Annotated in this window: 29 protein-coding genes and 2 pseudogenes; 2 read left to right on the forward strand and 29 right to left on the reverse strand. The window is 66.9% G+C overall.

The genetic code is table 11. The features are described from left to right. Positions 1 to 45 precede the first annotated feature (45 nt). From glmM to truA, 4 genes are all read right to left on the reverse strand, one after another. Positions 46 to 1,401: a phosphoglucosamine mutase gene (gene glmM, locus RIN46_RS09535; RefSeq protein ID WP_309081096.1), complete on the reverse strand. Its 1,356-nt coding sequence runs from the start codon at positions 1,399 to 1,401 to the stop codon at positions 46 to 48. 145 nt (positions 1,402 to 1,546) lie between these two features. After that, a complete protein-coding gene (gene rpsI / locus RIN46_RS09540) occupies positions 1,547 to 2,047 on the reverse strand; it encodes a 30S ribosomal protein S9 (protein ID WP_309081097.1) in 501 nt (166 codons plus the stop codon). A gap of 40 nt (positions 2,048 to 2,087) precedes the next feature. Continuing rightward, the gene (gene rplM, locus RIN46_RS09545) at positions 2,088 to 2,531 is read right to left on the reverse strand and encodes a 50S ribosomal protein L13 (protein ID WP_309081098.1); all 444 of its coding nucleotides are present in this window, start codon (positions 2,529 to 2,531) and stop codon (positions 2,088 to 2,090) included. 361 nt (positions 2,532 to 2,892) lie between these two features. Continuing rightward, positions 2,893 to 3,840, reverse strand: coding sequence for a tRNA pseudouridine(38-40) synthase TruA (gene truA / locus RIN46_RS09550; RefSeq protein ID WP_309081099.1), 948 nt, complete (start codon positions 3,838 to 3,840; stop codon positions 2,893 to 2,895). A 226-nt stretch (positions 3,841 to 4,066) separates the two neighbouring features. On the opposite strand from truA, the gene RIN46_RS09555 reads away from it, so the two are divergent. Beyond that, a complete protein-coding gene (locus tag RIN46_RS09555; protein WP_309081100.1) occupies positions 4,067 to 4,258 on the forward strand; it encodes a hypothetical protein in 192 nt (63 codons plus the stop codon). Positions 4,259 to 4,826: 568 nt separating this feature from the next. Here the strand turns inward: RIN46_RS09555 and rplQ are convergent. The 6 genes from rplQ to infA form a co-directional block, all read right to left on the reverse strand. Continuing rightward, positions 4,827 to 5,384, reverse strand: coding sequence for a 50S ribosomal protein L17 (rplQ, locus tag RIN46_RS09560; protein ID WP_309081101.1), 558 nt, complete (start codon positions 5,382 to 5,384; stop codon positions 4,827 to 4,829). Between the two features lie 93 nt (positions 5,385 to 5,477). Next, a complete protein-coding gene (locus tag RIN46_RS09565) occupies positions 5,478 to 6,485 on the reverse strand; it encodes a DNA-directed RNA polymerase subunit alpha (protein WP_309081102.1) in 1,008 nt (335 codons plus the stop codon). 176 nt (positions 6,486 to 6,661) lie between these two features. Then, positions 6,662 to 7,063 (reverse strand): 30S ribosomal protein S11, encoded by a 402-nt coding sequence (rpsK, locus tag RIN46_RS09570; protein ID WP_309081103.1) that lies wholly within the window; start codon positions 7,061 to 7,063, stop codon positions 6,662 to 6,664. Between the two features lie 47 nt (positions 7,064 to 7,110). Further along, on the reverse strand, positions 7,111 to 7,485 hold the full coding sequence (rpsM, locus tag RIN46_RS09575) for a 30S ribosomal protein S13 (protein WP_309081104.1): 375 nt from the start codon (positions 7,483 to 7,485) through the stop codon (positions 7,111 to 7,113). 155 nt (positions 7,486 to 7,640) lie between these two features. Beyond that, positions 7,641 to 7,754, reverse strand: coding sequence for a 50S ribosomal protein L36 (rpmJ, locus tag RIN46_RS09580; protein ID WP_309081105.1), 114 nt, complete (start codon positions 7,752 to 7,754; stop codon positions 7,641 to 7,643). Between the two features lie 110 nt (positions 7,755 to 7,864). After that, positions 7,865 to 8,086: a translation initiation factor IF-1 gene (gene infA, locus RIN46_RS09585; RefSeq protein WP_309081106.1), complete on the reverse strand. Its 222-nt coding sequence runs from the start codon at positions 8,084 to 8,086 to the stop codon at positions 7,865 to 7,867. 252 nt (positions 8,087 to 8,338) lie between these two features. Here infA and RIN46_RS09590 point away from each other — a divergent pair, with 252 nt between their 5' ends. Next, positions 8,339 to 8,992, forward strand: coding sequence for a maleylpyruvate isomerase family mycothiol-dependent enzyme (locus tag RIN46_RS09590; RefSeq protein ID WP_309081107.1), 654 nt, complete (start codon positions 8,339 to 8,341; stop codon positions 8,990 to 8,992). A 101-nt stretch (positions 8,993 to 9,093) separates the two neighbouring features. Here RIN46_RS09590 and map read toward each other — a convergent pair whose 3' ends face one another. The 19 genes and pseudogenes from map to RIN46_RS09685 form a co-directional block, all read right to left on the reverse strand. After that, positions 9,094 to 9,927: a type I methionyl aminopeptidase gene (gene map, locus RIN46_RS09595; RefSeq protein ID WP_309081108.1), complete on the reverse strand. Its 834-nt coding sequence runs from the start codon at positions 9,925 to 9,927 to the stop codon at positions 9,094 to 9,096. A gap of 95 nt (positions 9,928 to 10,022) precedes the next feature. Next, a complete protein-coding gene (locus tag RIN46_RS09600; RefSeq protein ID WP_309081109.1) occupies positions 10,023 to 10,598 on the reverse strand; it encodes an adenylate kinase in 576 nt (191 codons plus the stop codon). Continuing rightward, complete coding sequence (gene secY / locus RIN46_RS09605; protein ID WP_309081110.1) at positions 10,595 to 11,899, reverse strand: preprotein translocase subunit SecY; 1,305 nt, start codon at positions 11,897 to 11,899, stop codon at positions 10,595 to 10,597. Before secY ends, RIN46_RS09600 begins: the two co-directional genes overlap by 4 nt. Positions 11,900 to 12,079: 180 nt before the next feature. Next, entirely contained in the window at positions 12,080 to 12,535 is a 456-nt protein-coding gene (rplO, locus tag RIN46_RS09610) for a 50S ribosomal protein L15 (RefSeq protein ID WP_309081111.1), read from the reverse strand. 2 nt (positions 12,536 to 12,537) lie between these two features. After that, positions 12,538 to 12,744 (reverse strand): 50S ribosomal protein L30, encoded by a 207-nt coding sequence (gene rpmD, locus RIN46_RS09615; RefSeq protein WP_309081112.1) that lies wholly within the window; start codon positions 12,742 to 12,744, stop codon positions 12,538 to 12,540. Between the two features lie 3 nt (positions 12,745 to 12,747). Then, positions 12,748 to 13,458, reverse strand: coding sequence for a 30S ribosomal protein S5 (gene rpsE, locus RIN46_RS09620; protein ID WP_309081113.1), 711 nt, complete (start codon positions 13,456 to 13,458; stop codon positions 12,748 to 12,750). Then, positions 13,455 to 13,826, reverse strand: coding sequence for a 50S ribosomal protein L18 (gene rplR, locus RIN46_RS09625; RefSeq protein ID WP_309081114.1), 372 nt, complete (start codon positions 13,824 to 13,826; stop codon positions 13,455 to 13,457). Before rplR ends, rpsE begins: the two co-directional genes overlap by 4 nt. Positions 13,827 to 13,828: 2 nt before the next feature. Then, positions 13,829 to 14,365, reverse strand: coding sequence for a 50S ribosomal protein L6 (rplF, locus tag RIN46_RS09630; RefSeq protein WP_309081115.1), 537 nt, complete (start codon positions 14,363 to 14,365; stop codon positions 13,829 to 13,831). Between the two features lie 20 nt (positions 14,366 to 14,385). Beyond that, positions 14,386 to 14,784 carry a 30S ribosomal protein S8 gene (gene rpsH, locus RIN46_RS09635; RefSeq protein ID WP_309081116.1) on the reverse strand — a complete coding sequence of 133 codons (399 nt, stop codon included), beginning with the start codon at positions 14,782 to 14,784 and terminating at the stop codon, positions 14,386 to 14,388. Between the two features lie 62 nt (positions 14,785 to 14,846). Then, on the reverse strand, positions 14,847 to 15,410 hold the full coding sequence (gene rplE / locus RIN46_RS09640) for a 50S ribosomal protein L5 (RefSeq protein WP_309081117.1): 564 nt from the start codon (positions 15,408 to 15,410) through the stop codon (positions 14,847 to 14,849). Further along, positions 15,410 to 15,772, reverse strand: coding sequence for a 50S ribosomal protein L24 (rplX, locus tag RIN46_RS09645; protein ID WP_309081118.1), 363 nt, complete (start codon positions 15,770 to 15,772; stop codon positions 15,410 to 15,412). Before rplX ends, rplE begins: the two co-directional genes overlap by 1 nt. Before the next feature lie 2 nt (positions 15,773 to 15,774). Beyond that, the gene (gene rplN / locus RIN46_RS09650; RefSeq protein WP_309081119.1) at positions 15,775 to 16,143 is read right to left on the reverse strand and encodes a 50S ribosomal protein L14; all 369 of its coding nucleotides are present in this window, start codon (positions 16,141 to 16,143) and stop codon (positions 15,775 to 15,777) included. Between the two features lie 365 nt (positions 16,144 to 16,508). After that, a complete protein-coding gene (gene rpsQ, locus RIN46_RS09655) occupies positions 16,509 to 16,799 on the reverse strand; it encodes a 30S ribosomal protein S17 (protein ID WP_309081120.1) in 291 nt (96 codons plus the stop codon). 2 nt (positions 16,800 to 16,801) lie between these two features. Beyond that, positions 16,802 to 17,044 (reverse strand): annotated as a pseudogene (gene rpmC / locus RIN46_RS09660) (50S ribosomal protein L29); the annotation flags it as partial. A 2-nt stretch (positions 17,045 to 17,046) separates the two neighbouring features. Continuing rightward, positions 17,047 to 17,463: a 50S ribosomal protein L16 gene (rplP, locus tag RIN46_RS09665; RefSeq protein WP_309081121.1), complete on the reverse strand. Its 417-nt coding sequence runs from the start codon at positions 17,461 to 17,463 to the stop codon at positions 17,047 to 17,049. Then, on the reverse strand, positions 17,463 to 18,278 hold the full coding sequence (gene rpsC / locus RIN46_RS09670) for a 30S ribosomal protein S3 (RefSeq protein WP_309081122.1): 816 nt from the start codon (positions 18,276 to 18,278) through the stop codon (positions 17,463 to 17,465). The genes rplP and rpsC overlap by 1 nt, the downstream gene beginning before the upstream one ends. After that, positions 18,279 to 18,644, reverse strand: coding sequence for a 50S ribosomal protein L22 (rplV, locus tag RIN46_RS09675; RefSeq protein ID WP_309081123.1), 366 nt, complete (start codon positions 18,642 to 18,644; stop codon positions 18,279 to 18,281). 55 nt (positions 18,645 to 18,699) lie between these two features. Further along, positions 18,700 to 18,981 (reverse strand): 30S ribosomal protein S19, encoded by a 282-nt coding sequence (rpsS, locus tag RIN46_RS09680; RefSeq protein WP_309081124.1) that lies wholly within the window; start codon positions 18,979 to 18,981, stop codon positions 18,700 to 18,702. A gap of 12 nt (positions 18,982 to 18,993) precedes the next feature. Further along, a pseudogene (locus tag RIN46_RS09685) lies at positions 18,994 to 19,289 on the reverse strand (50S ribosomal protein L2); the annotation flags it as partial.

Here is a 19,289-nt window from a genome sequence, read left to right on the forward strand (position 1 = left end):
GGATGGGTAGCCGTCCCGCTCTCAGGACTACAGAAATGCTGGTGGTCAGGCCCGCGCGAGGTTGAGCTCGGTCTGCACCACGGCGGCCAGCTGGCGCGCCATGGCCTCGGCGACCTCCTGCTCCGTGGCCTCGACCATCACGCGGACCACCGGCTCGGTTCCGGAGGGGCGCAGCAGGACGCGGCCGGTGGAGCCCAGCTCGGCCTCAACCGCGCTGACGGCGTCGGCCACGGCCGGGTTCGCCTTGGCGGCGTCCTTGTCCACATCCTTCACGTTGATGAGGACCTGCGGCAGCACCGTCATGGCGGCCGCGAGCTCCTTGAGGGTCTTCCCGGTCGCCTTGACGCGCGCCGCGATCTGCAGACCGGTCAGGACGCCGTCACCCGTGGTGGCGTAGTCGGAGAAGATCACGTGTCCGGACTGCTCGCCACCGAGGTTGTAGCCCTCGGCGCGCATGGCCTCGAGGACGTAGCGGTCCCCCACGCCGGTCTCGCGCATGCTGATGCCGGCTTCCGCCATGGCGAGCTTCAGGCCCAGGTTGCTCATGACCGTGGCGACCAGTGTGTCGTCCTTGAGCCGGCCGGCCTCCTTGAGGGCCATGGCCATGATCGCCATGATCTGGTCGCCGTTGACCACGGTCCCCTCGTGGTCGACGGCCAGGCAGCGGTCCGCGTCGCCGTCGTGCGCGATCCCGAGGTCCGCCCCGTGCTCGAGCACCGCGGCCTGCAGGTGTTCCAGATGGGTGGAGCCGTAGCCATCGTTGATGTTGACGCCGTCCGGCTCCGCGCCGATGACCACGATCTCCGCGCCGGCGTCCGTGAAAACCTGCGGGGAGCAGCCGCTCGCCGCACCGTGGGCGCAGTCCAGGACCACCTTCAGGCCGTCCAGGCGGTTGGGCAGCGTGCCCAGCAGATGCATGACGTAGCGGTCCTCGGCGTCCGCGAAGCGGCGGATGCGTCCCACCTCGCCGCCGAGCGGCCGCGGCGGGTCCAGCTCGAGTTGCGCCTCGATCGCGTCCTCGAGGGCGTCGTCCAGCTTCTGGCCGCCGCGGGCGAGGAACTTGATGCCATTGTCCGGCGCCGGGTTGTGGGACGCGGAGATCATCACGCCGAAGTCCGCGTCCAGGTCCGCGACCAGGTAGGCGGCGGCCGGCGTCGGGAGCGTCCCGGCGTCGTACACGTCCACCCCCGCGGCGGCGAGGCCGGCCTCGATGGCGGCCGAGATGAAGTCACCGCTGATCCGCGGGTCCTTGGCCACCACGGCCACGGGCCGCCTGCCGGCCTCGGCCTGATTGAACCCGAGGACCACTGCCGCGGCCTGCGCCAGGGAGAGGGCCAGCTGCGGGGTGATCAATCCGTTGGCTTTTCCACGGACGCCGTCCGTGCCGAATAGTCTGCTCATCGTTGCCTATCATACGACCGGATAGAGATAATCGTGCGCACCGCATCGGTCCGGATCTGCGAATGGGTGCGCAGCCCGCCCGGAACGCGGAAGGCCCCGCAATCGAGATTGCGGGGCCTTCCGGTACCAGAAGCGGTGATGCGGCTTAGCGCTTGGAGAACTGCGAAGCCTTGCGGGCCTTCTTGAGGCCGGCCTTCTTGCGCTCGATGACGCGAGCGTCACGCGTGAGGTAACCGGCCTTCTTCAGGGTGGCGCGGTTGTTCTCGCGGTCGATCTCGTTCAGCGTGCGGGCCACGCCCAGGCGCAGCGCGCCGGCCTGGCCGGAGGGGCCGCCGCCGTGGATGCGCGCGATGACGTCGTAGGCGCCCTCGAGGCCCAGGGCCTTGAACGGCTCGTTGACGTCCTGCTGGTGCAGCTTGTTCGGGAAGTACTCCTCCAGCGTGCGGCCGTTGACCGTCCACTGGCCGGAGCCCGGGACCAGGCGCACGCGGGCGATGGCCTGCTTGCGACGGCCCACGGCGCCGCCGCCGATGGTGAGCGCCGGGCGCTCCGTGGCGACGGTCTCCTCGGCCTGAGTCGACTCGGTGGTGTAGCTCGAGGGAGTCTCGCCCTCGAAGTCGTTCAGCTCTTCAGTGTTCTGAGCCACGATTCTCCTTGAAAACTAGTTCTCTTGTTTCGGGGCCCAGTTACTGCGAAATCTGGGTGATGTCGAATGCCTTGGGCTGCTGGGCGGCGTGCGGGTGCTCGGCGCCTGCGTAGACCTTCAGCTTGGACAGCTGGGCATCGGCCAGCTTGTTCTTGGGGAGCATGCCCTTGATGGCCTTCTCCACGGCGCGGACCGGGTTCTTCTCGAGGAGCTCCGCGTAGTTCATGGACTTCAGGCCACCCGGGTAGCCGGAGTGGCGGTAGGCACGCTTCTGCTCGAGCTTGGCGCCGGTGAGGGCGACCTTCTCGGCGTTGATGATGATCACGAAGTCGCCCATGTCCTGGTGGGGAGCAAAGGTCGGCTTGTGCTTGCCGCGCAGCAGCGTTGCAGTCTGGCTGGCGAGGCGGCCCAGAACAACATCAGTGGCGTCGATTACGTGCCACTGGCGATCTGCGTCGCCGGGCTTCGGGGTGTACGTACGCACGGTAATTGCCTTCGTTTCCTTAGTTACTGGTCAAGCGCGCCCACCGCGACGGCTGTGAGATCCATCGGCGTTGCGCGCGCTGTGTTACGAGTAGCGCTCTACCAGTTCATCAGGTGAGGACTGATTCCAACCGGCTTCCCTATTGCGCCTGCACACATCACAGACCAGGGCCCTGCAACTGGGCCGTCACGTGAAGTGCGGGATGTCAGGCAGAGGACACGCACTAGCAGCCTTTAACTTTACGCGACAAAGTGGTATCGACCAAACGCCGCCCTCCGTGCCGCCCCGTGCCGCCGCGGGAATCCCGAGGTGCGCACCCTGGCGGACCGCCGTCGTACCCGCGTCCCCGGGCCGGGGCCTACTAGGGCGACGCGCCGGTGGAGGGGCCGGGCACGACGTCGTCCGCCGCCCGCCGGGCGCGGGTCTGCTCGGCGCGCGCGGCCAGCTCCGCATCCTCCGGGTACAGAACCTCCTCCAGCACCAGCGGGTGCGGGGCGGCCAGGACCGTCTTCGAGTCGCGGGTCTGCTCGGCCAGGCGGGCCGCGAGCCAGCCGGGGGCCTCGCGCCCGTCACCCACCTTGAGGGTGGCGCCGATCAGGGCGCGCACCATGTTGTGGCAGAACGCGTCCGCCACCAGGCGGGCGGTGATCACGCCGCCGCTCCCCCGCGTGAAAGCGAACTCGTGCAGCGTGCGGATGGTGGTGGCGCCCTCGCGCGGCTTGCAGAAGGTCAGGAAGTCGTAGCGGCCCAGGACGCTGGCGGCCTCCCGGTTCATGGCGTCCACGTCCAGCAGGTCGCGGTGCCAGAGCGTGATGCGGCGGGTCAACGGGTCCCAGCGCTCCGGGCCGTCGGCGATGCGGTACGAGTAACGGCGGGCCAGGGCGGAGAACCGCGCGTCGAAGCCCGGGGCGGCCAGCGCGGCCTCGTGGACCAGGATCTGGTGCCCGTCCCGGCCGAGGACCCCGCGCAGGCGGCGGAGCAGCGAGTGCATCGGATCGATGTCGTAACCGCGGGCGAGCGCCGCGACCTCTGCCTCGGCGAGATCGAAGTGAACCACCTGGCCGCGGGCGTGGACGCCAGCGTCCGTGCGGCCTGCGACCGTGACGCGGACCGGACGACGGATCAGCACGGCCAGGGCGTCCTCGAGGCTCCCCTGCACGGTGGGCAGGTGCGGCTGGCGGGCCCACCCGGAGAAGTCCGCGCCGTCATAGGCGAGGCGGAGGCGGATGCGGGTCAGTGCCGGGGCCTGCGCGGCGCCGTCGCCCGCGATGGTGAGGCCGGCCTCGGCGAGCGGGTCGGTATCGGGCATGCCGACCAGTCTAGTGCGGAACGACGGTGCGGGCGCCCCGGACCGCTGCCCCGGCCGCTGCGTCTAGGACTCCGGCCGCCCTCACTGGGTGTATTGACTTTCGATAGGTTCCGCATGATGATCGATTGACGCGGAGGGGTGCCGTCGGCCTGTCCCGCTGGACCGCGCCACGATCGAGCCACCGTATCCGCCCTACTGCCCGCTCTGCCCAGTGAAGGACCTCTTCATGCGTTATCTCCTCGCCACCCTCATCATGGCCGTCGGCCTCGGCCTGGGCGCCACGGGCTTCGTCTATGGCGAGGCGGACGACTCCCCCGGTCTGCAGGGTCTGAGTGCGCTGGTGGCGATCGCTGCCATCGTCCTCGGCGTGCGAATCCTGCGGTTGCGCGCCCGGCGCCGCGGCGAATCCCGGATGTAGTTCGCAGCCCGCTGACGCCGCCGGACCCCGCCCCCGCCACCGGACCCCGCCCCGCGACCGGCGCACCGCGGCCGCGCCCGTCTAAGTCGCCGCCATCGAGGTCGCCGCCGTCGAGGACGCGCCCATCGAGGTCGCATTCCCGCAGGATCTCGGCATCGGCGTCGCGAAGCACCACGTCGTCGGACTCGACGTTGCACTCCTACATCTTCAGACGCCTACTCCCCTGCAGGAGTGCGACGTCGATCCTTCGGCGCCGTCATCACGTGCCTCCGACGCCGGGCTCGTGTCGCCTGACACGCGAAATGCCCGGGCAGCACTCCGGGCTTCGCGAGATGCCGCATGAGCACCGCAGGGCACCGCCGGCCGGTGCTCGACCGGCATCTCACGGACGGTCAGGTGCTGGGTCGGCATCTCGCGGACAGGCACGTGCTGGGAGGGCACGTCGCGACCGGCCCAGTCGACCTCCGCCGTCGTCGGGGCGGCACCGGCAGGCTCCTGGAACGCAGAGAAGGCCCGCACCCAGGGGGTGCGGGCCTCCTTCAGCAGCTGCCGGGAGCGGCGAGGGACCTTACTTGGTCTCCTCGGCCTTCTCCTCGGTGGCCTCGGCGGTCTCGGTCTCCTCGACCGGGGCCTCGGTGGCCTCCGGAGCCTCGGTCTGCGCGACCTCGGTCTCCTCGACCTGCGGCTCCTCCACCGGAGCGGACTTCGCGGCGGCCTTCTCGGCCTCGGCCACGACCGACTGCTTCGGGGACAGCGGCTCCATCACCAGGGAGATGACGGCCATGGGGGCGTTGTCGCCCTTGCGGTTGCCGATCTTGGTGATGCGGGTGTAGCCGCCATCGCGGTTGGCCATGACCGGTGCGATGTTCTCGAACAGCTCGTGAACGATCGACTTGTTGGTGCGGCTGCGCGAGGCGATGGCACCCTGGACGCGACGGCGCGAGGCCAGGTCGCCACGCTTGGCGAAGGTCACCAGGCGCTCGGCGTACGGGCGCAGGCGCTTGGCGCGGTGCAGCGTGGTGGTGATCTGCTTGTGCTCGAACAGCTGGGCAGCCAGGTTGGCGAGCATCAGGCGCTCGTGGGCGGCACCGCCGCCGAGACGCGGGCCCTTAGCGGGGGTAGGCATTGGTATTTCTCCTCAAATGGAGTCCGAGCTCCGCATCCTCGCGGCGGGGAGATCGAACTGTAAACATCAAAGTGGGTGAGTCAACCGCGAAGGTTAGAACTCTTCTTCAGCGTGCTCGGGCTCGTCCTCGAGCGAGGCAGCGTGCGCGGCCAGATCGTAGCCTGGAGGGGAATCCTTCAGGTTCAGACCCAGGTCGATCAGCTTGGCCTTGACCTCGTCGATGGACTTGGCACCGAAGTTCCGGATGTCCATCAGGTCCGCCTCGGAGCGTGCGACGAGCTCACCCACGGTGTGGATGCCCTCGCGCTTGAGGCAGTTGTACGAGCGGACCGTGAGGTCCAGGTCCTCGATCGGCAGAGCCATGTCGGCGGCGAGTGCGGCGTCCGTCGGGGACGGGCCGACCTCGACGGTCTCCGACTCGCGGTTCAGCTCGTGGAAGAGGCCGAACAGGCCGACCAGCGTGCCGCCGGCGGACGCGACGGCATCGCGCGGGGCGATGGCCGACTTGGTCTCGACGTCCACGATCAGCTTGTCGAAGTCGGTGCGCTGCTCCACGCGAGTCGCCTCGACGCGGAAGGTGACCTTCAGAACCGGGGAGTAGATCGAGTCGACCGGGATGCGGCCGATCTCTGCATCTGCGCTCTTGTTCTGGGCTGCGGACACGTAGCCGCGGCCGCGCTCGATCGTGAGCTCCAGATCGAACTTGCCATCGGCGTTCAGCGTCGCGATGTGCAGGTCCGGGTTGTGGAACTCGACGCCGGCGGGCGGCGTGATGTCGGCCGCCGTGACGACGCCCGGGCCCTGCTTGCGCAGGTAAGCCACGACCGGCTCGTCGTGCTCGGAGGACACCGCGAGGTTCTTGATGTTGAGGATGAGCTCGGTGACGTCTTCCTTCACACCCTGGACGGTGGTGAACTCGTGCAGCACGCCGTCGATGCGAACACTGGTGACAGCGGCACCGGGGATCGACGACAGGAGCGTGCGGCGGAGCGAGTTGCCCAGGGTGTAGCCGAAGCCCGGCTCCAGCGGCTCGATGGCGAACCGGGAGCGGTTCTCCGAGACGACTTCTTCGGTGAGGGTGGGGCGCTGTGCAATAAGCACTACATTTCCTTTCAGCGAGCGTCCGCTATATGACGCAACACATGTGGGTGGAAACGACGTTGGCCGATGTTGGCGTCCGTCTTTGAAGTGAGTTGACGCTCCCGTCGGCGACCACCGCCGCCGTCGTCTCCTCTCAGAGCACGACGGCGGCGGTCACCTGACGCGATGGCGGCAACTTAGACGCGGCGACGCTTCGGCGGACGGCAGCCGTTGTGCGCGCTCGGGGACACGTCCTGGATGGACCCGACCTCGAGGCCAGCGGCCTGCAGCGAGCGGATTGCGGTTTCGCGGCCCGAACCCGGGCCCTTCACGAAGACGTCGACCTTCTTCATGCCGTGCTCCTGAGCGCGCTTCGCAGCGGACTCGGCAGCCATCTGAGCGGCATACGGGGTCGACTTGCGGGAGCCCTTGAATCCGACCTCACCGGCGGAAGCCCACGAGATGACAGCACCGGTCGGGTCCGTGATGGACACGATGGTGTTGTTGAAGGTGGACTTGATGTGGGCCTGGCCCAGGGCGATGTTCTTCTTGTCCTTGCGACGCGGCTTACGCGCCGCTCCACGAGTCTTTGGGGGCATTGAGATGTACTCCTACGAAATTCTTGGCTTAGTGGGCTCCGCTAGATTTAGCGGGCCTTCTTCTTACCGGCGACGGTGCGCTTCGGGCCCTTGCGGGTGCGCGCATTGGTCTTGGTGCGCTGACCGCGGACCGGCAGGCCCTTGCGGTGGCGGATGCCCTCGTAGGAGCCGATCTCGACCTTCCGGCGGATGTCGGCTGCCACTTCGCGGCGGAGGTCGCCTTCAACCTTGAAGTTGCCTTCGATGTAGTCGCGCAGCTGGAGCAGCTGCTCATCGGAGAGGTCTTTGACGCGCGTGTTCGGGTCGATGCCCGTTTCTGCGATCGTCAGTTCTGCACGGGTCTTGCCCACGCCGTAGATGTAGGTAAGCGCGATGATCACGCGCTTCTCGCGCGGGATGTCTACGCCAGCGAGACGAGCCATAACGGTTTGTCTTCTTTCTGATGATGCGGAGGTCTGTAGCAGTACGTCCGGTGTTCCACCGGTCCCCGGCCTCCGTGCCGGGGGTGTGCGTCCCGCGTAGTGGACGCTGTACTGCCGGGATTACTAACTACGCGCAGGGGTTCCCGAGCAGGGAATTAGCCCTGGCGCTGCTTGTGGCGTGGGTTGTCGCAGATCACCATGACCACGCCGCTACGGCGGATCACTTTGCACTTTTCGCAGATCGGCTTCACGCTAGGGTTGACCTTCAAGGTTTCTTCCTTTTGCGATGTGTTTGAGTGGAGCAGCAAGCGTTGCGCCCAGCTCCGGACAGTCCTGACTCGAGAGCCATTCGCGACCGGCGATGCGCGCGGCGCAGGCCTTACTTGTAGCGGTAGACGATGCGGCCGCGGTTCAGGTCGTACGGGCTGAGCTCCACCACCACGCGATCCTCGGGGAGGATTCGGATGTAGTGCTGACGCATCTTGCCCGAGATAGTGGCAAGCACGGTGTGACCGTTGGGCAGCTCGACGCGGAACATCGCGTTCGGCAGCGCCTCGGACACAGTGCCCTCTACCTCGATGACACCTTCTTTCTTGGCCATATCCTCCGCTAACGTTTGTGCCGGTTGCCTGGGCTTCCGGCGCTGATGTTTACTGGTCGCCCCGCTCCCCAGGCCCGGCGCATCGGGGATGCACCGTTTTGGGCATGGCTCTAGAGACAACCAACAGTCAAGGTTACTCCGTCACCGCACGAATCTGAAATCGAGGCGACGAGAGCTCGAACACGGGCGTTCCGGGGTCCGCGCGACGACCGACGCCGCCCCCGCCGCCACCGACCGCTGGGAGACAGCAGCATGAGGCAGCAGAACGAGGAACTCTGGGAGTTCGCACGCACCGAGCGGGCCGCCCTGGCGGATGACCTGGCCGGGCTGTCCGAGGAGCAGTGGCGCCACCCGACGCTGTGCGGCCAGTGGGACGTCGAGGACGTCGTCGCGCATCTGACGGCCGCGGCGAGCATCGGCCAGTGGGCGTGGATCCGCAGCATGGTCGCCGCCCGCTTCCGGCCCGACGTGCACAACCAGCGCCGCCTGGAGGAGCAGCGCGGGGCCACACCGGGCGAGACCCTGGAACGCTTCCGGGCGGTCATCGGGAGCACGACGGCGCCGTCCGGGCACACGCCCGCCTACCTCGGCGAGGTGCTCGTCCACGCGCAGGACATCCGCACGCCGCTGGGCCTCGACCACTCCCCCGGCGTCGAGGCGCTCACCCCGGTGGCCGAGTTCTTCACCGCGAACGACTTCACCGTCTCCAGCCGCAAGGCCGCGGCCGGCCTGGAGCTCCGGGCAGAGGACGGGCCCTTCGCGGCCGGCTCGGGCCCGGCCGTCACCGGTCCGACGCTCGCGCTGGTCATGGCCATGGCGGGCCGGGCGGCCTACCTCGAGGAGCTCGACGGCCCCGGTGTGCCGACGCTCCGCTCCCGGATCACCGGAACCAGCGCGGCGGGCTGATCCGCTCCCCTGCCGCGACCCGACGTCGGTCCCAAACCGGTCCCGACCCGTCGGTCGCAACCAACCGGCGCGACCAACCGGCGCGACCGGCTGCCGCGGGGCTACGGAATGATCGGCGACGGTGTGACGCCGTACTTCGCGAGGCGCTCCGCCCCGCCGTCGTGCGCGGTGAGCACCCAGATGCCCGCCGGGGTGACGGCGACGGTGTGCTCCCACTGGGAGGCGCGGCCGCGGTCGGTGGTGACGATGGTCCAGTCGTCCTCGAGGACGGCGGTCTCGATGCCTCCGCGCACCAGCATGGGCTCGATCGCCAGGCACATGCCCGGCTTGACGCGCGGTCCGCGGTGCCCGGAGCGGTAGTTCAGCACGTCCGGCGGCATGTGCATCTCGGAGCCGATGCCGTGTCCGACGTAGTCCTCGAGGATCCCGAGCCGGGAGCCGTCCTGCTCCGAGACGAAGTCGTCGATCGCCTCGCCGATCTCACCGACGAAGCGGGCCTCGGCCAGCGCCGCGATGCCGCGCCACATGGCCTCCTCCGTGATGTCGGAGAGCCGCTGGTCCTCCGGGTCGGGGGTGCCGACGATGACGGTGCGGGCCGAGTCGGCGTGCCAGCCATCGACGATGCAGCCGCCGTCGATCTTCAGCACGTCACCGTCCTGGAGCACCCGCTCCCCCGGGATGCCGTGGACGACCTCCTCGTTGACCGAGGCGCAGATGGTCGCCGGGAAGCCGTGGTAGCCCTTGAAGTTGCTGGTGGCGTTGTGCCTGGTGATGACGGACTCGAACACCTGGTCCAGCTCCGCCGTCGTCTTGCCGACCGCCGCCGCCGCGACGGTCGCGTCCAGCGCCTCGGCCAGGATCAGGCCGGCCTCGCGCATCTTGAGGATCTGGGGGTTGGATTTGTACTCGATCTTGGACGAGCGGATGAAGCTCATGGGGTTCCTCTCGGTGGAGCAGGCGGGGACGGCAAAGACGGCAGCCCTCGCGGTGGGGCGAGGGCTGCCGTCGGTGTCCGTCGGGAGGGTGCCGGTCAGGCGGCGGGCTGTCCGAGGGCGTCGAGCACGCGGGCGGTGACGTCGTCGATCTCGCCGATGCCGTCCACCTCGCGGACGATGCCGCGCTCGCGGTAGCGCTTCACGACGACCTCGGTCTGCTCGTGGTACAGCGCCAGCCGGTGGCGGATGACGTCCTCGGTGTCGTCGGCGCGGCCCTCGACGGCCGCACGCTTGAGCAGGCGCTCGACCAGCTCGTCGTCGTCGGCGGTGAGCTGCAGGACGGCGTCGAGCTCCTGGCCGTTCTCGGAGAGGATGCTGTCCAGCTCGTCGACCTGCGGGGAGGTGCGGGGGTAGCCGTCCAGGAGGAAGCCGTCCTTGACGTCGTCCTGCTGGAGCCGGTCGCGGACCATGTTGTTGGTGACGGAGTCCGGGACGAAGTCGCCGGCGTCGATGTACTTCTTGGCCTCGAGACCCAGCGGAGTCCCGCCCTTCACGTTGGCGCGGAAGATGTCGCCGGTGGAGATGGCGACGACGCCGAGGCGCTCGGAGATCCGAACGGCCTGGGTGCCCTTGCCCGAGCCTGGGGGGCCGACAATGAGGAGACGTGTCATCGCAGGAGTCCTTCGTAGTGTCGCTGCTGCATCTGAGCATTGATTTGCTTGACGGTCTCAAGACCCACACCGACCATGATGAGGACCGAGATGCCGCCGAATGGGAAGTTCTGGTCGGCGTTGATCAGCACGAAGGCGATCAACGGGGTCAGCGCGATCACAGCCAGGTACAGGGAGCCCGGGAAGGTGATGCGGCTGAGGACGTACTGCAGGTACTCCGCCGTCGGGCGGCCGGCACGGATGCCGGGGATGAAGCCGCCGTACTTCTTCATGTTCTCCGCGACCTCGGTGGGGTTGAAGGTGATGGAGACGTAGAAGTAGGTGAAGCCGATGACCAGGAGGACGTACACGGCCATGTAGAGCGGGCTGGAGCTGCTCATGTAGGTGCTCAGCCACGTGGCCCAGCCGGGCTGCGTGCCGTCCGCGTCCACGTTGAACTGCACGAGCATGCCCGGCAGTGCCAGGATCGACGACGCGAAGATCACGGGGATCACGCCCGCCATGTTGACCTTGATCGGGATGTACGTGGACGATCCGCCCACGGTGCGCCGGCCGACCATGCGCTTGGCGTACTGCACCGGGACCCGGCGCTGGGACTGCTCCACGAACACGATGCCCGCGATGACCAGCAGGCCGATCGCGATCACCATGGTGAAGACGCCCCAGCCCTGCGCGCTGGCGATGGCGCCCATCGAGGACGGGAAGCCGGCCGCGATGGAGACGAAGATCAGCATGGACATGCCGTTGCCGATGCCGCGCTCGGTGATCATCTCGCCCATCCACATGATGACGACGGTGCCCGCCGTCAGCGTGAGGATCATCAGGAGGACGACCAGCAGGTGGTCGTTCGGGACCACCGGGAACTGGCAGCCGGAGAAGAGCAGGCCGCTGCGGGCGAGCGAGACCAGAGTCGTCGCCTGCAGCAGGCCGAGCGCGATCGTCAGGTAGCGCGTGTACTGGGTGAGCTTCGACTGCCCCGCCGACCCCTCCTTGTGGAGCTCCTCGAAGCGCGGGATCACCACGCGGAGCAGCTGCACGATGATGGACGCCGTGATGTACGGCATGATGCCCATCGCGAAGATCGAGACCTGCAGGAGTGCGCCACCGCTGAAGAGGTTGACGAACTCGTAGACGCCGCCCGTGGTGTTGCCCAGGGCGAGACAGCGCTGGACGTTTCCGTAGTCCACGCCGGGGGTCGGGATGAAGACACCGAGGCGGTAGATCGCGATGATCCCAAGCGTGAACAACAACTTGCGTCGCAAGTCAGGCGTCCGGAAGATCCGGGCAATGGCGCTGAACAAGCGTCCTCCTGAGAACTGTGGGGGCCTACTAGGGCGGAATGCCCGTTGAAGTCTACCGGCAATCGTGACGCGGCGCTCACATAAGACCTGACCGAAAGTGAAACGTCGGTTAAAGAGGAGAGCCCCCGGCCGGCGCAGAGTTGCTGCGCCGGCCGGGGGCTCCCCAGCCGTGGGGCGAGCTTAGAGCTCGGTCACGGAGCCGCCTGCGGCGGCGATCTTCTCTGCGGCGGACTTCGAGAAGGCGTTGGCCTTCACGTCCACCTTGACGGTGATGTCGCCGGTGCCCAGGACCTTGACGGGCTGGTTCTTGCGGACCGCGCCCTTCTCGACCAGGGACTCGACCGTGACCTCGCCGCCCTCGGGGAAGAGCTCGTTCAGCTTGTCGAGGTTCACGACCTGGAACTCGACGCGGAACGGGTTCTTGAACCCGCGGAGCTTCGGCAGGCGCATGTGCAGCGGCAGCTGCCCGCCCGCGAAGCCGGCCTTGACCTGGTAACGAGCCTTGGTGCCCTTGGTACCGCGGCCTGCAGTCTTGCCCTTGGATGCCTCACCGCGACCCACACGGGTCTTCGCGGTCTTGGAACCCTCGGCGGGACGCAGGTGGTGGACCTTGAGAGCCGATTCGTTCTTAGCCATGATTACTTCGCCTCCTCAACCTGAACGAGGTGCCGAACCGTGTTGATCATGCCCACGGTCACGGCGTCGGCGTCACGGACCACGGTGTGGCCGATGCGCTTGAGACCGAGCGAACGCAGGGTATCGCGCTGGTTCTGCTTGCCACCAATGGTGGACTTGGTCTGGGTGATGGCCAGCTTGGTGTCGCTGGGGACCAGGTTCTTCGCCATGGGCTAGGCACCTGCCTTCTGATCATTGAGGGTGCGCAGCATCGCTGCCGGCGCGACCTCGTCCAGCGCCAGTCCACGGCGAGCGGCCACAGCGGCCGGCTCTTCGAGGCCCTTCAGAGCAGCGATGGCGCCGTGCACCATGTTGATCTGGTTGGCCGAGCCCATGGACTTGGACAGGACATCGTGGATACCGGCGCACTCGAGCACGGCGCGGATCGGGCCACCGGCGATAACGCCGGTACCCGGTGCGGCCGGGCGGAGCAGGACGACGCCGGCAGCGGCCTCGCCCGTCACCAGGTGCGGGATGGTGGTGCCGACGCGCGGGACGCGGAAGAAGTTCTTCTTCGCCTCCTCGACGCCCTTGGCGATGGCCGCGGGAACTTCCTTGGCCTTGCCGTAGCCGACGCCGACCAGGCCGTTGCCGTCTCCGACCACCACGAGGGCGGTGAAGCTGAAGCGACGGCCGCCCTTGACGACCTTGGAGACGCGGTTGATGGTCACAACGCGCTCGAGGAACTTGTCCTTGTCGTCGTTGCGGCTGTCGCGCGAGTCGCGGCCACCACGGCCACGACCCTCGCCCCGGCCACGGCCTTCGCCACGGCCGCGACCCTCGCCACGACGGCCACCGGTGTTCTCGGCCTGACCGGTCGCCTGGGCGGTCTGCTCAGTAGCTTCAGACACCTGGGTTTCCTTCTCGTTAGTTGCTTCGCTCACAGTGCCAGCCCACCTTCGCGTGCGCCGTCGGCAACCGCGGCCACACGGCCGTGGTACTTGTTGCCGCCGCGGTCGAAGACGACCTCCTCGATGCCGGCAGCCTTGGCGCGCTCGGCGACCAGTTCGCCGACGCGCTTGGCCTTGGCGGTCTTGTCGCCGTCGAACGCGCGCAGGTCGGCTTCCATGGTGGAAGCGGAGGCCACGGTCACGCTGCGGCTGTCGTCCACGATCTGGACGAACATGTGACGCGTGGACCGGGTGACGACCAGGCGCGGACGCGCGGTCGTGCCGGCCAGCTTCTTGCGCAGGCGCAGGTGGCGGCGGCCGCGAGCGGCAGCCTTGCTCTTACCCTTGATACCGATAGCCATATCTACTTACCAGCCTTTCCGACCTTGCGGCGGATCTGTTCGCCTTCGTAGCGGACGCCCTTGCCCTTGTAGGGGTCGGGGCGACGCAGCTTGCGAATGTTGGCGGCGACCTCACCGACGCGCTGCTTGCTGATGCCGGAAACGACGACCTTGTTGGCACCCTCGGCGGCGAGCGTGATGCCCTCCGGCGCGGTGACGGTGATCGGGTGCGAGTAGCCGAGGGCGAACTCGAGGTCCTGGCCCTTCGCCAGCACGCGGTAACCGGTGCCGTGGATTTCCAGCTTCTTGGTGTAACCCTCGGTGACGCCCTGGATCATGTTGGCGATCAGCGTGCGGCTCAGGCCGTGCAGCGAGCGGGCCTCACGGGACTCGTCGGGACGGGACACCGTGATGATGTTGTCCTCGATCGAGACCGTGATGGGGTTAGCGATGGTCTGGGACAGTTCGCCCTTGGAACCGCGGACCTTCACGACGTTGCCGTCGATCGTGACCTCGACGCCGGACGGAACGGTGATTGGACGTACTCCAATACGGGACATTTGTCTGTTCTCCCTTCCCGTTACCAGACGTAGGCGAGGACTTCCCCACCCACACCCTTCTTGGCTGCCTGGCGGTCCGTCAGCAGACCGGAGGACGTGGACAGGATGGCGATGCCGAGGCCGCCCAGCACGTGCGGGAGGTTCGTGGACTTCGCGTACACGCGAAGGCCCGGCTTCGAGATACGGCGGATGCCGGCGATCGAACGCTCGCGGCTGGGGCCGAACTTCAGGGTGATGGTCAGCTTCTTGCCGACCTCTGCTGCCTCTTCGGCGTAGTCGGCGATGTAGCCCTCGCGCTTGAGGATCTCCGCGACGCGCACCTTCAGCTTCGACGACGGCATGGACACCGAGTCGTGGAAAGCCGAGTTGGCGTTGCGCAGACGAGTCAGCATATCTGCGACAGGATCTGTCATAGTCATGTGGGCTTCAGCCCTTCCTCGTTGCGGTTTCCGCGGTCAATGCGGACCTGCAACGTAGTTGTCTAGTTTTCGGTCTTGAACGGGAAGCCCAGCGCCTTGAGCAGCGCGCGGCCTTCTTCGTCCGTCTTGGCGGTGGTCACCACAGTGATGTCCATGCCGCGGACCCGGTCGATGCGGTCCTGGTCGATCTCGTGGAACATCGACTGCTCCGTCAGACCGAAGGTGTAGTTCCCGTTGCCGTCGAACTGCTTGCCGTTGAGGCCGCGGAAGTCGCGGATACGCGGCAGCGCCAGGGTGACCAGGCGGTCGACGAACTCCCACATGCGATCGTTGCGCAGCGTGGTGTGCGTACCGATCGGCATGCCCTCGCGCAGCTTGAACTGGGCGATGGACTTGCGGGCCCGGGTGACGACCGGCTTCTGACCGGTGATCTGGGTGAGGTCGCGGACAGCGCCCTCGATGAGCTTCGAGTCCTTGGCGGCCTCGCCGACACCCATGTTCACGACAACCTTGGTCAGGGTCGGGACCTGCATGACGTTGGCGTACTTGAACTCCGCCTGGAGAGCGTCGCGGACCTCGCCGAGGTACTTGCCCCGGAGTCGCGGCTGAATCTTCACATCAGTCATTACAGAGCCTTTCCGGAAGCCTTGGCGTAGCGAACGCGCACGGTCTTCTTCACGCCATCCTTCTCGACGGTCTCCTCGCGGAAACCAACGCGAGTCGGCTTCTTCGACTCCGGGTCGACGACCGCAAGGTTGGAGATGTGGATCGGCGCCTCGACGACCTCGATGCCGCCGGTGGCGCCACCCGATGCGTTCTGGCCGGCCTTGACGTGCTTGGTCACACGGTTGATGCCTTCGACGATGGCGCGGTTGGTCTCCGGGAAGACCTTCAGCACCTTGCCCTGCTTGCCACGGTCTCCGCCGCGGTCCTGCTTGGCGCCGTTGAGGACCTGAACCAGGTCGCCCTTCTTGATCTTTGCACCCATGGTTACAGCACCTCCGGAGCCAGGGAAACGATCTTCATGAACTTCTTGTCGCGAAGCTCGCGTCCGACCGGGCCGAAGATACGGGTACCGCGCGGCTCGCCGTCGTTCTTCAGAATGACGGCCGCGTTCTCGTCGAACTTGATGTAGGAGCCGTCCGCACGGCGGCGCTCCTTCTTGGTACGAACGATGACGGCCTTGACGACGTCACCCTTCTTGACGTTGCCGCCAGGGATTGCATCCTTGACGGTGGCGACAATCGTGTCGCCGATTCCTGCGTAGCGACGGCCAGAGCCACCGAGAACACGGATGGTCAAGATTTCCTTGGCACCAGTGTTGTCGGCAACCTTGAGTCGCGACTCCTGCTGAATCACTATCTGCTCCTGTCGTCTCGCTGGTTCTCGCTGGGAGCCTTGCGGAACGGATATGTACCGCCCGCGACTGGCGCTTACCCCTGCTTCGAAACAGCGCGGCGAACGTGAGTCAGCTGCATGAGTGAAGCAGGGCCGAGGCGAAGATCGCGGGGCCATGCCGTGGCGGCCGTTGCCGGCTCCTGCCACGAGTGTCCGGTGCCGGGGTGGATAGTCCCGACACACAGAGCGCACAGATCTCCCAGTCTAGGCCATGTTGGCGCGTCGCGCCAATCCCGTGATATAGGCACCGGGTACGACGACGGCGGCCCCCGCCTCGAGTGAGGTGGGGGCCGCCGTCGTCTGCGTTTCGTCGGTCGACGAGAGGGCTACTTGGCCTTCTCGACGATCTCGACGAGGCGCCAGCGCTTGTCCGCGGACAGCGGACGGGTCTCGGCGATGACCACCAGGTCGCCGATGCCGGCGCTCTGGTTCTCGTCGTGGGCCTTGACCTTCTTGTTGCGACGCATGACCTTGCCGTAGAGGGAGTGCTTCACGCGATCCTCCACGTCCACGACGATGGTCTTCTGCATCTTGTCGGAAACCACGTACCCGCGAAGGGTCTTGCGGTAACCGCGGGCCTCTGCCTGCTCAGCCACTGCGTTCTCCTTCTCGCTCATTACTTGGCGTCCTCTGCGGGTGCGGCCTGACGGATGCCCAGCTCGCGCTCGCGCAGCACCGTGTAGATGCGGGCGATGTCGCGCTTGACAGTCTTCAGGCGGCCGTGGTTCTCCAGCTGGCCGGTGGCGGACTGGAACCGGAGGTTGAACAGCTCCTCCTTGGCCTTCTTCAGCTCCTCGACGAGGGCTGCGTCGTCGAGACCATTCAACTTCTCGACAGCAAGGTCCTTAGAACCGATTGCCATTCTCATTCACCACCCTCACGACGCACGATGCGAGCCTTCATCGGCAGCTTGTGGATCGCCAGGCGCAGAGCCTCGCGAGCCACTTCTTCATTGACACCGGAGAGCTCGAACATGACGCGTCCCGGCTTGACGTTGGCGACCCACCACTCCGGCGAACCCTTACCGGAACCCATGCGGGTCTCGGCCGGCTTCTTCGTCAGCGGACGGTCCGGGTAGATGTTGATCCAGACCTTGCCGCCACGCTTGATGTGGCGGGTCATGGCGATACGAGCGGCCTCGATCTGGCGGTTCGTCACGTAGGCCGGAGTGATGGCCTGAATGCCGTACTCACCGAAAGACACCGTGGTGCCGCCCTTGGCAGCGCCGCTCCGCTTGGGGTGGTGCTGCTTGCGGTACTTAACTCGGCGTGGGATAAGCATTACGCCTGTCCTCCTTCTGCGGCGGCCGGCGCCTGGGCGGCCGGAGCCGTTTCGGGCTTGCCACCGGTGTTGCGGTCGTTACGACGGCGGCGCTCGCCACCGCCACGGGGACCACGGTCACGGTCGCCAGCGCGGCCGCGTGCCGGAGCGGCGGCAGCCTGGGCTGCGAGCTCCTTCGCGGTCACGTCGCCCTTGTAGATCCAGACCTTCACGCCGATGCGGCCGAAGGTGGTCTTGGCCTCGAACTTGCCGTAGTCGATGTTCGCACGGAGGGTGTGCAGCGGCACGCGACCCTCGCGGTAGAACTCCTTGCGGGACATCTCGGCGCCGCCGAGACGGCCGGAGCACTGGACACGGATGCCCTTGGCGCCGGCGCGCATCGCGCCCTGCATGGCCTTCTTCATCGCGCGGCGGAACGCCACACGCGAAGCAAGCTGCTCGGCGATGCCCTGGGCGACCAGCTGCGCCTCGATGTCGGGGTTCTTGACCTCGAGGATGTTCAGCTGCACCTGCTTGCCCGTGAGCTTCTCCAGCTCGCCGCGGATGCGCTCGGCCTCGGCGCCGCGGCGGCCGATGACGATGCCCGGGCGGGCGGTGTGGATGTCGACGCGGACGCGGTCACGCGTACGCTCGATCTCCACCTTGGCGATACCGGCACGCTCCATGCCGGTGGTCATGAGCTCGCGGATCTTCACATCTTCTTTAACGAAGTCCTTGTAGCGCTGACCGGGCTTGCTCGAATCGGCGAACCAGTGCGACACGTGGTCGGTCGTGATGCCGAGGCGGAAACCGTTCGGGTTGATCTTCTGACCCATTTACTTCTCCCCACCCTTCTCCGGGCTGGACACAACCACCGTGATGTGGCTGGTCCGCTTGTTGATGCGGAACGCGCGGCCCTGGGCCCGCGGCTGGAACCGCTTCATGGTGGCACCCTCGTTCACGAACGCCTCGCTGATGACCAGCTCGTCCTCGTTGAACGCAACACCGGCACGGTCGGCTGCGACGCGAGCGTTCGCGACCGCCGATGCGACTACCTTGTAGACCGGCTCCGAAGCGCCCTGCGGGGCAAACTTCAGAATCGCCAGAGCCTCATTCGCCTGCTTGCCACGAACAAGGTCGACGACGCGCCGGGCCTTCATAGGCGTCACGCGGATATGGCGCGCAATAGCCTTGGCTTCCATTGCTTTCCTTCTCTCGTCTTTCGAAGAAGTGCAATGCCTCCAGTCCCCGGGGGGACTAGCGGCGCTTGCCCTTCTTGTCGTCCTTCACGTGGCTGCGGAAAGTCCGCGTCAGAGCGAATTCGCCGAGCTTGTGCCCGACCATCGACTCGGTGATGAACACCGGCACGTGCTTGCGGCCGTCGTGTACGGCGATCGTGTGCCCGAGCATGTCGGGGATGATCATCGAACGGCGGGACCACGTCTTGATGACGTTCTTGGTGCCCTTTTCGTTCTCAGCCAGAACCTTGAGGAACAGGTGCTGATCTACGAAGGGGCCTTTCTTCAGGCTGCGTGGCATGTCTCCAGGCTCCTATCGCTTGTTCTTGCCAGTACGACGGCGACGCACAATGAGCTTGTCGCTTTCCTTGTTCGGGCGGCGCGTGCGGCCTTCCTTCTTACCGTTCGGGTTGACCGGGTTACGGCCACCGGACGTCTTGCCCTCACCACCACCGTGCGGGTGGTCGACCGGGTTCATGGCCACACCGCGGACGGTCGGGCGGATGCCCTTCCAGCGGTTACGGCCGGCCTTGCCCCAGTTGATGTTCGACTGCTCGGCGTTGCCGACCTCGCCGATCGTCGCGCGGCAGCGGACGTCGACGTTGCGGA

Source organism: Zhihengliuella sp. (assembly GCF_031178195.1).
GTDB lineage: Bacteria > Actinomycetota > Actinomycetes > Actinomycetales > Micrococcaceae > Zhihengliuella.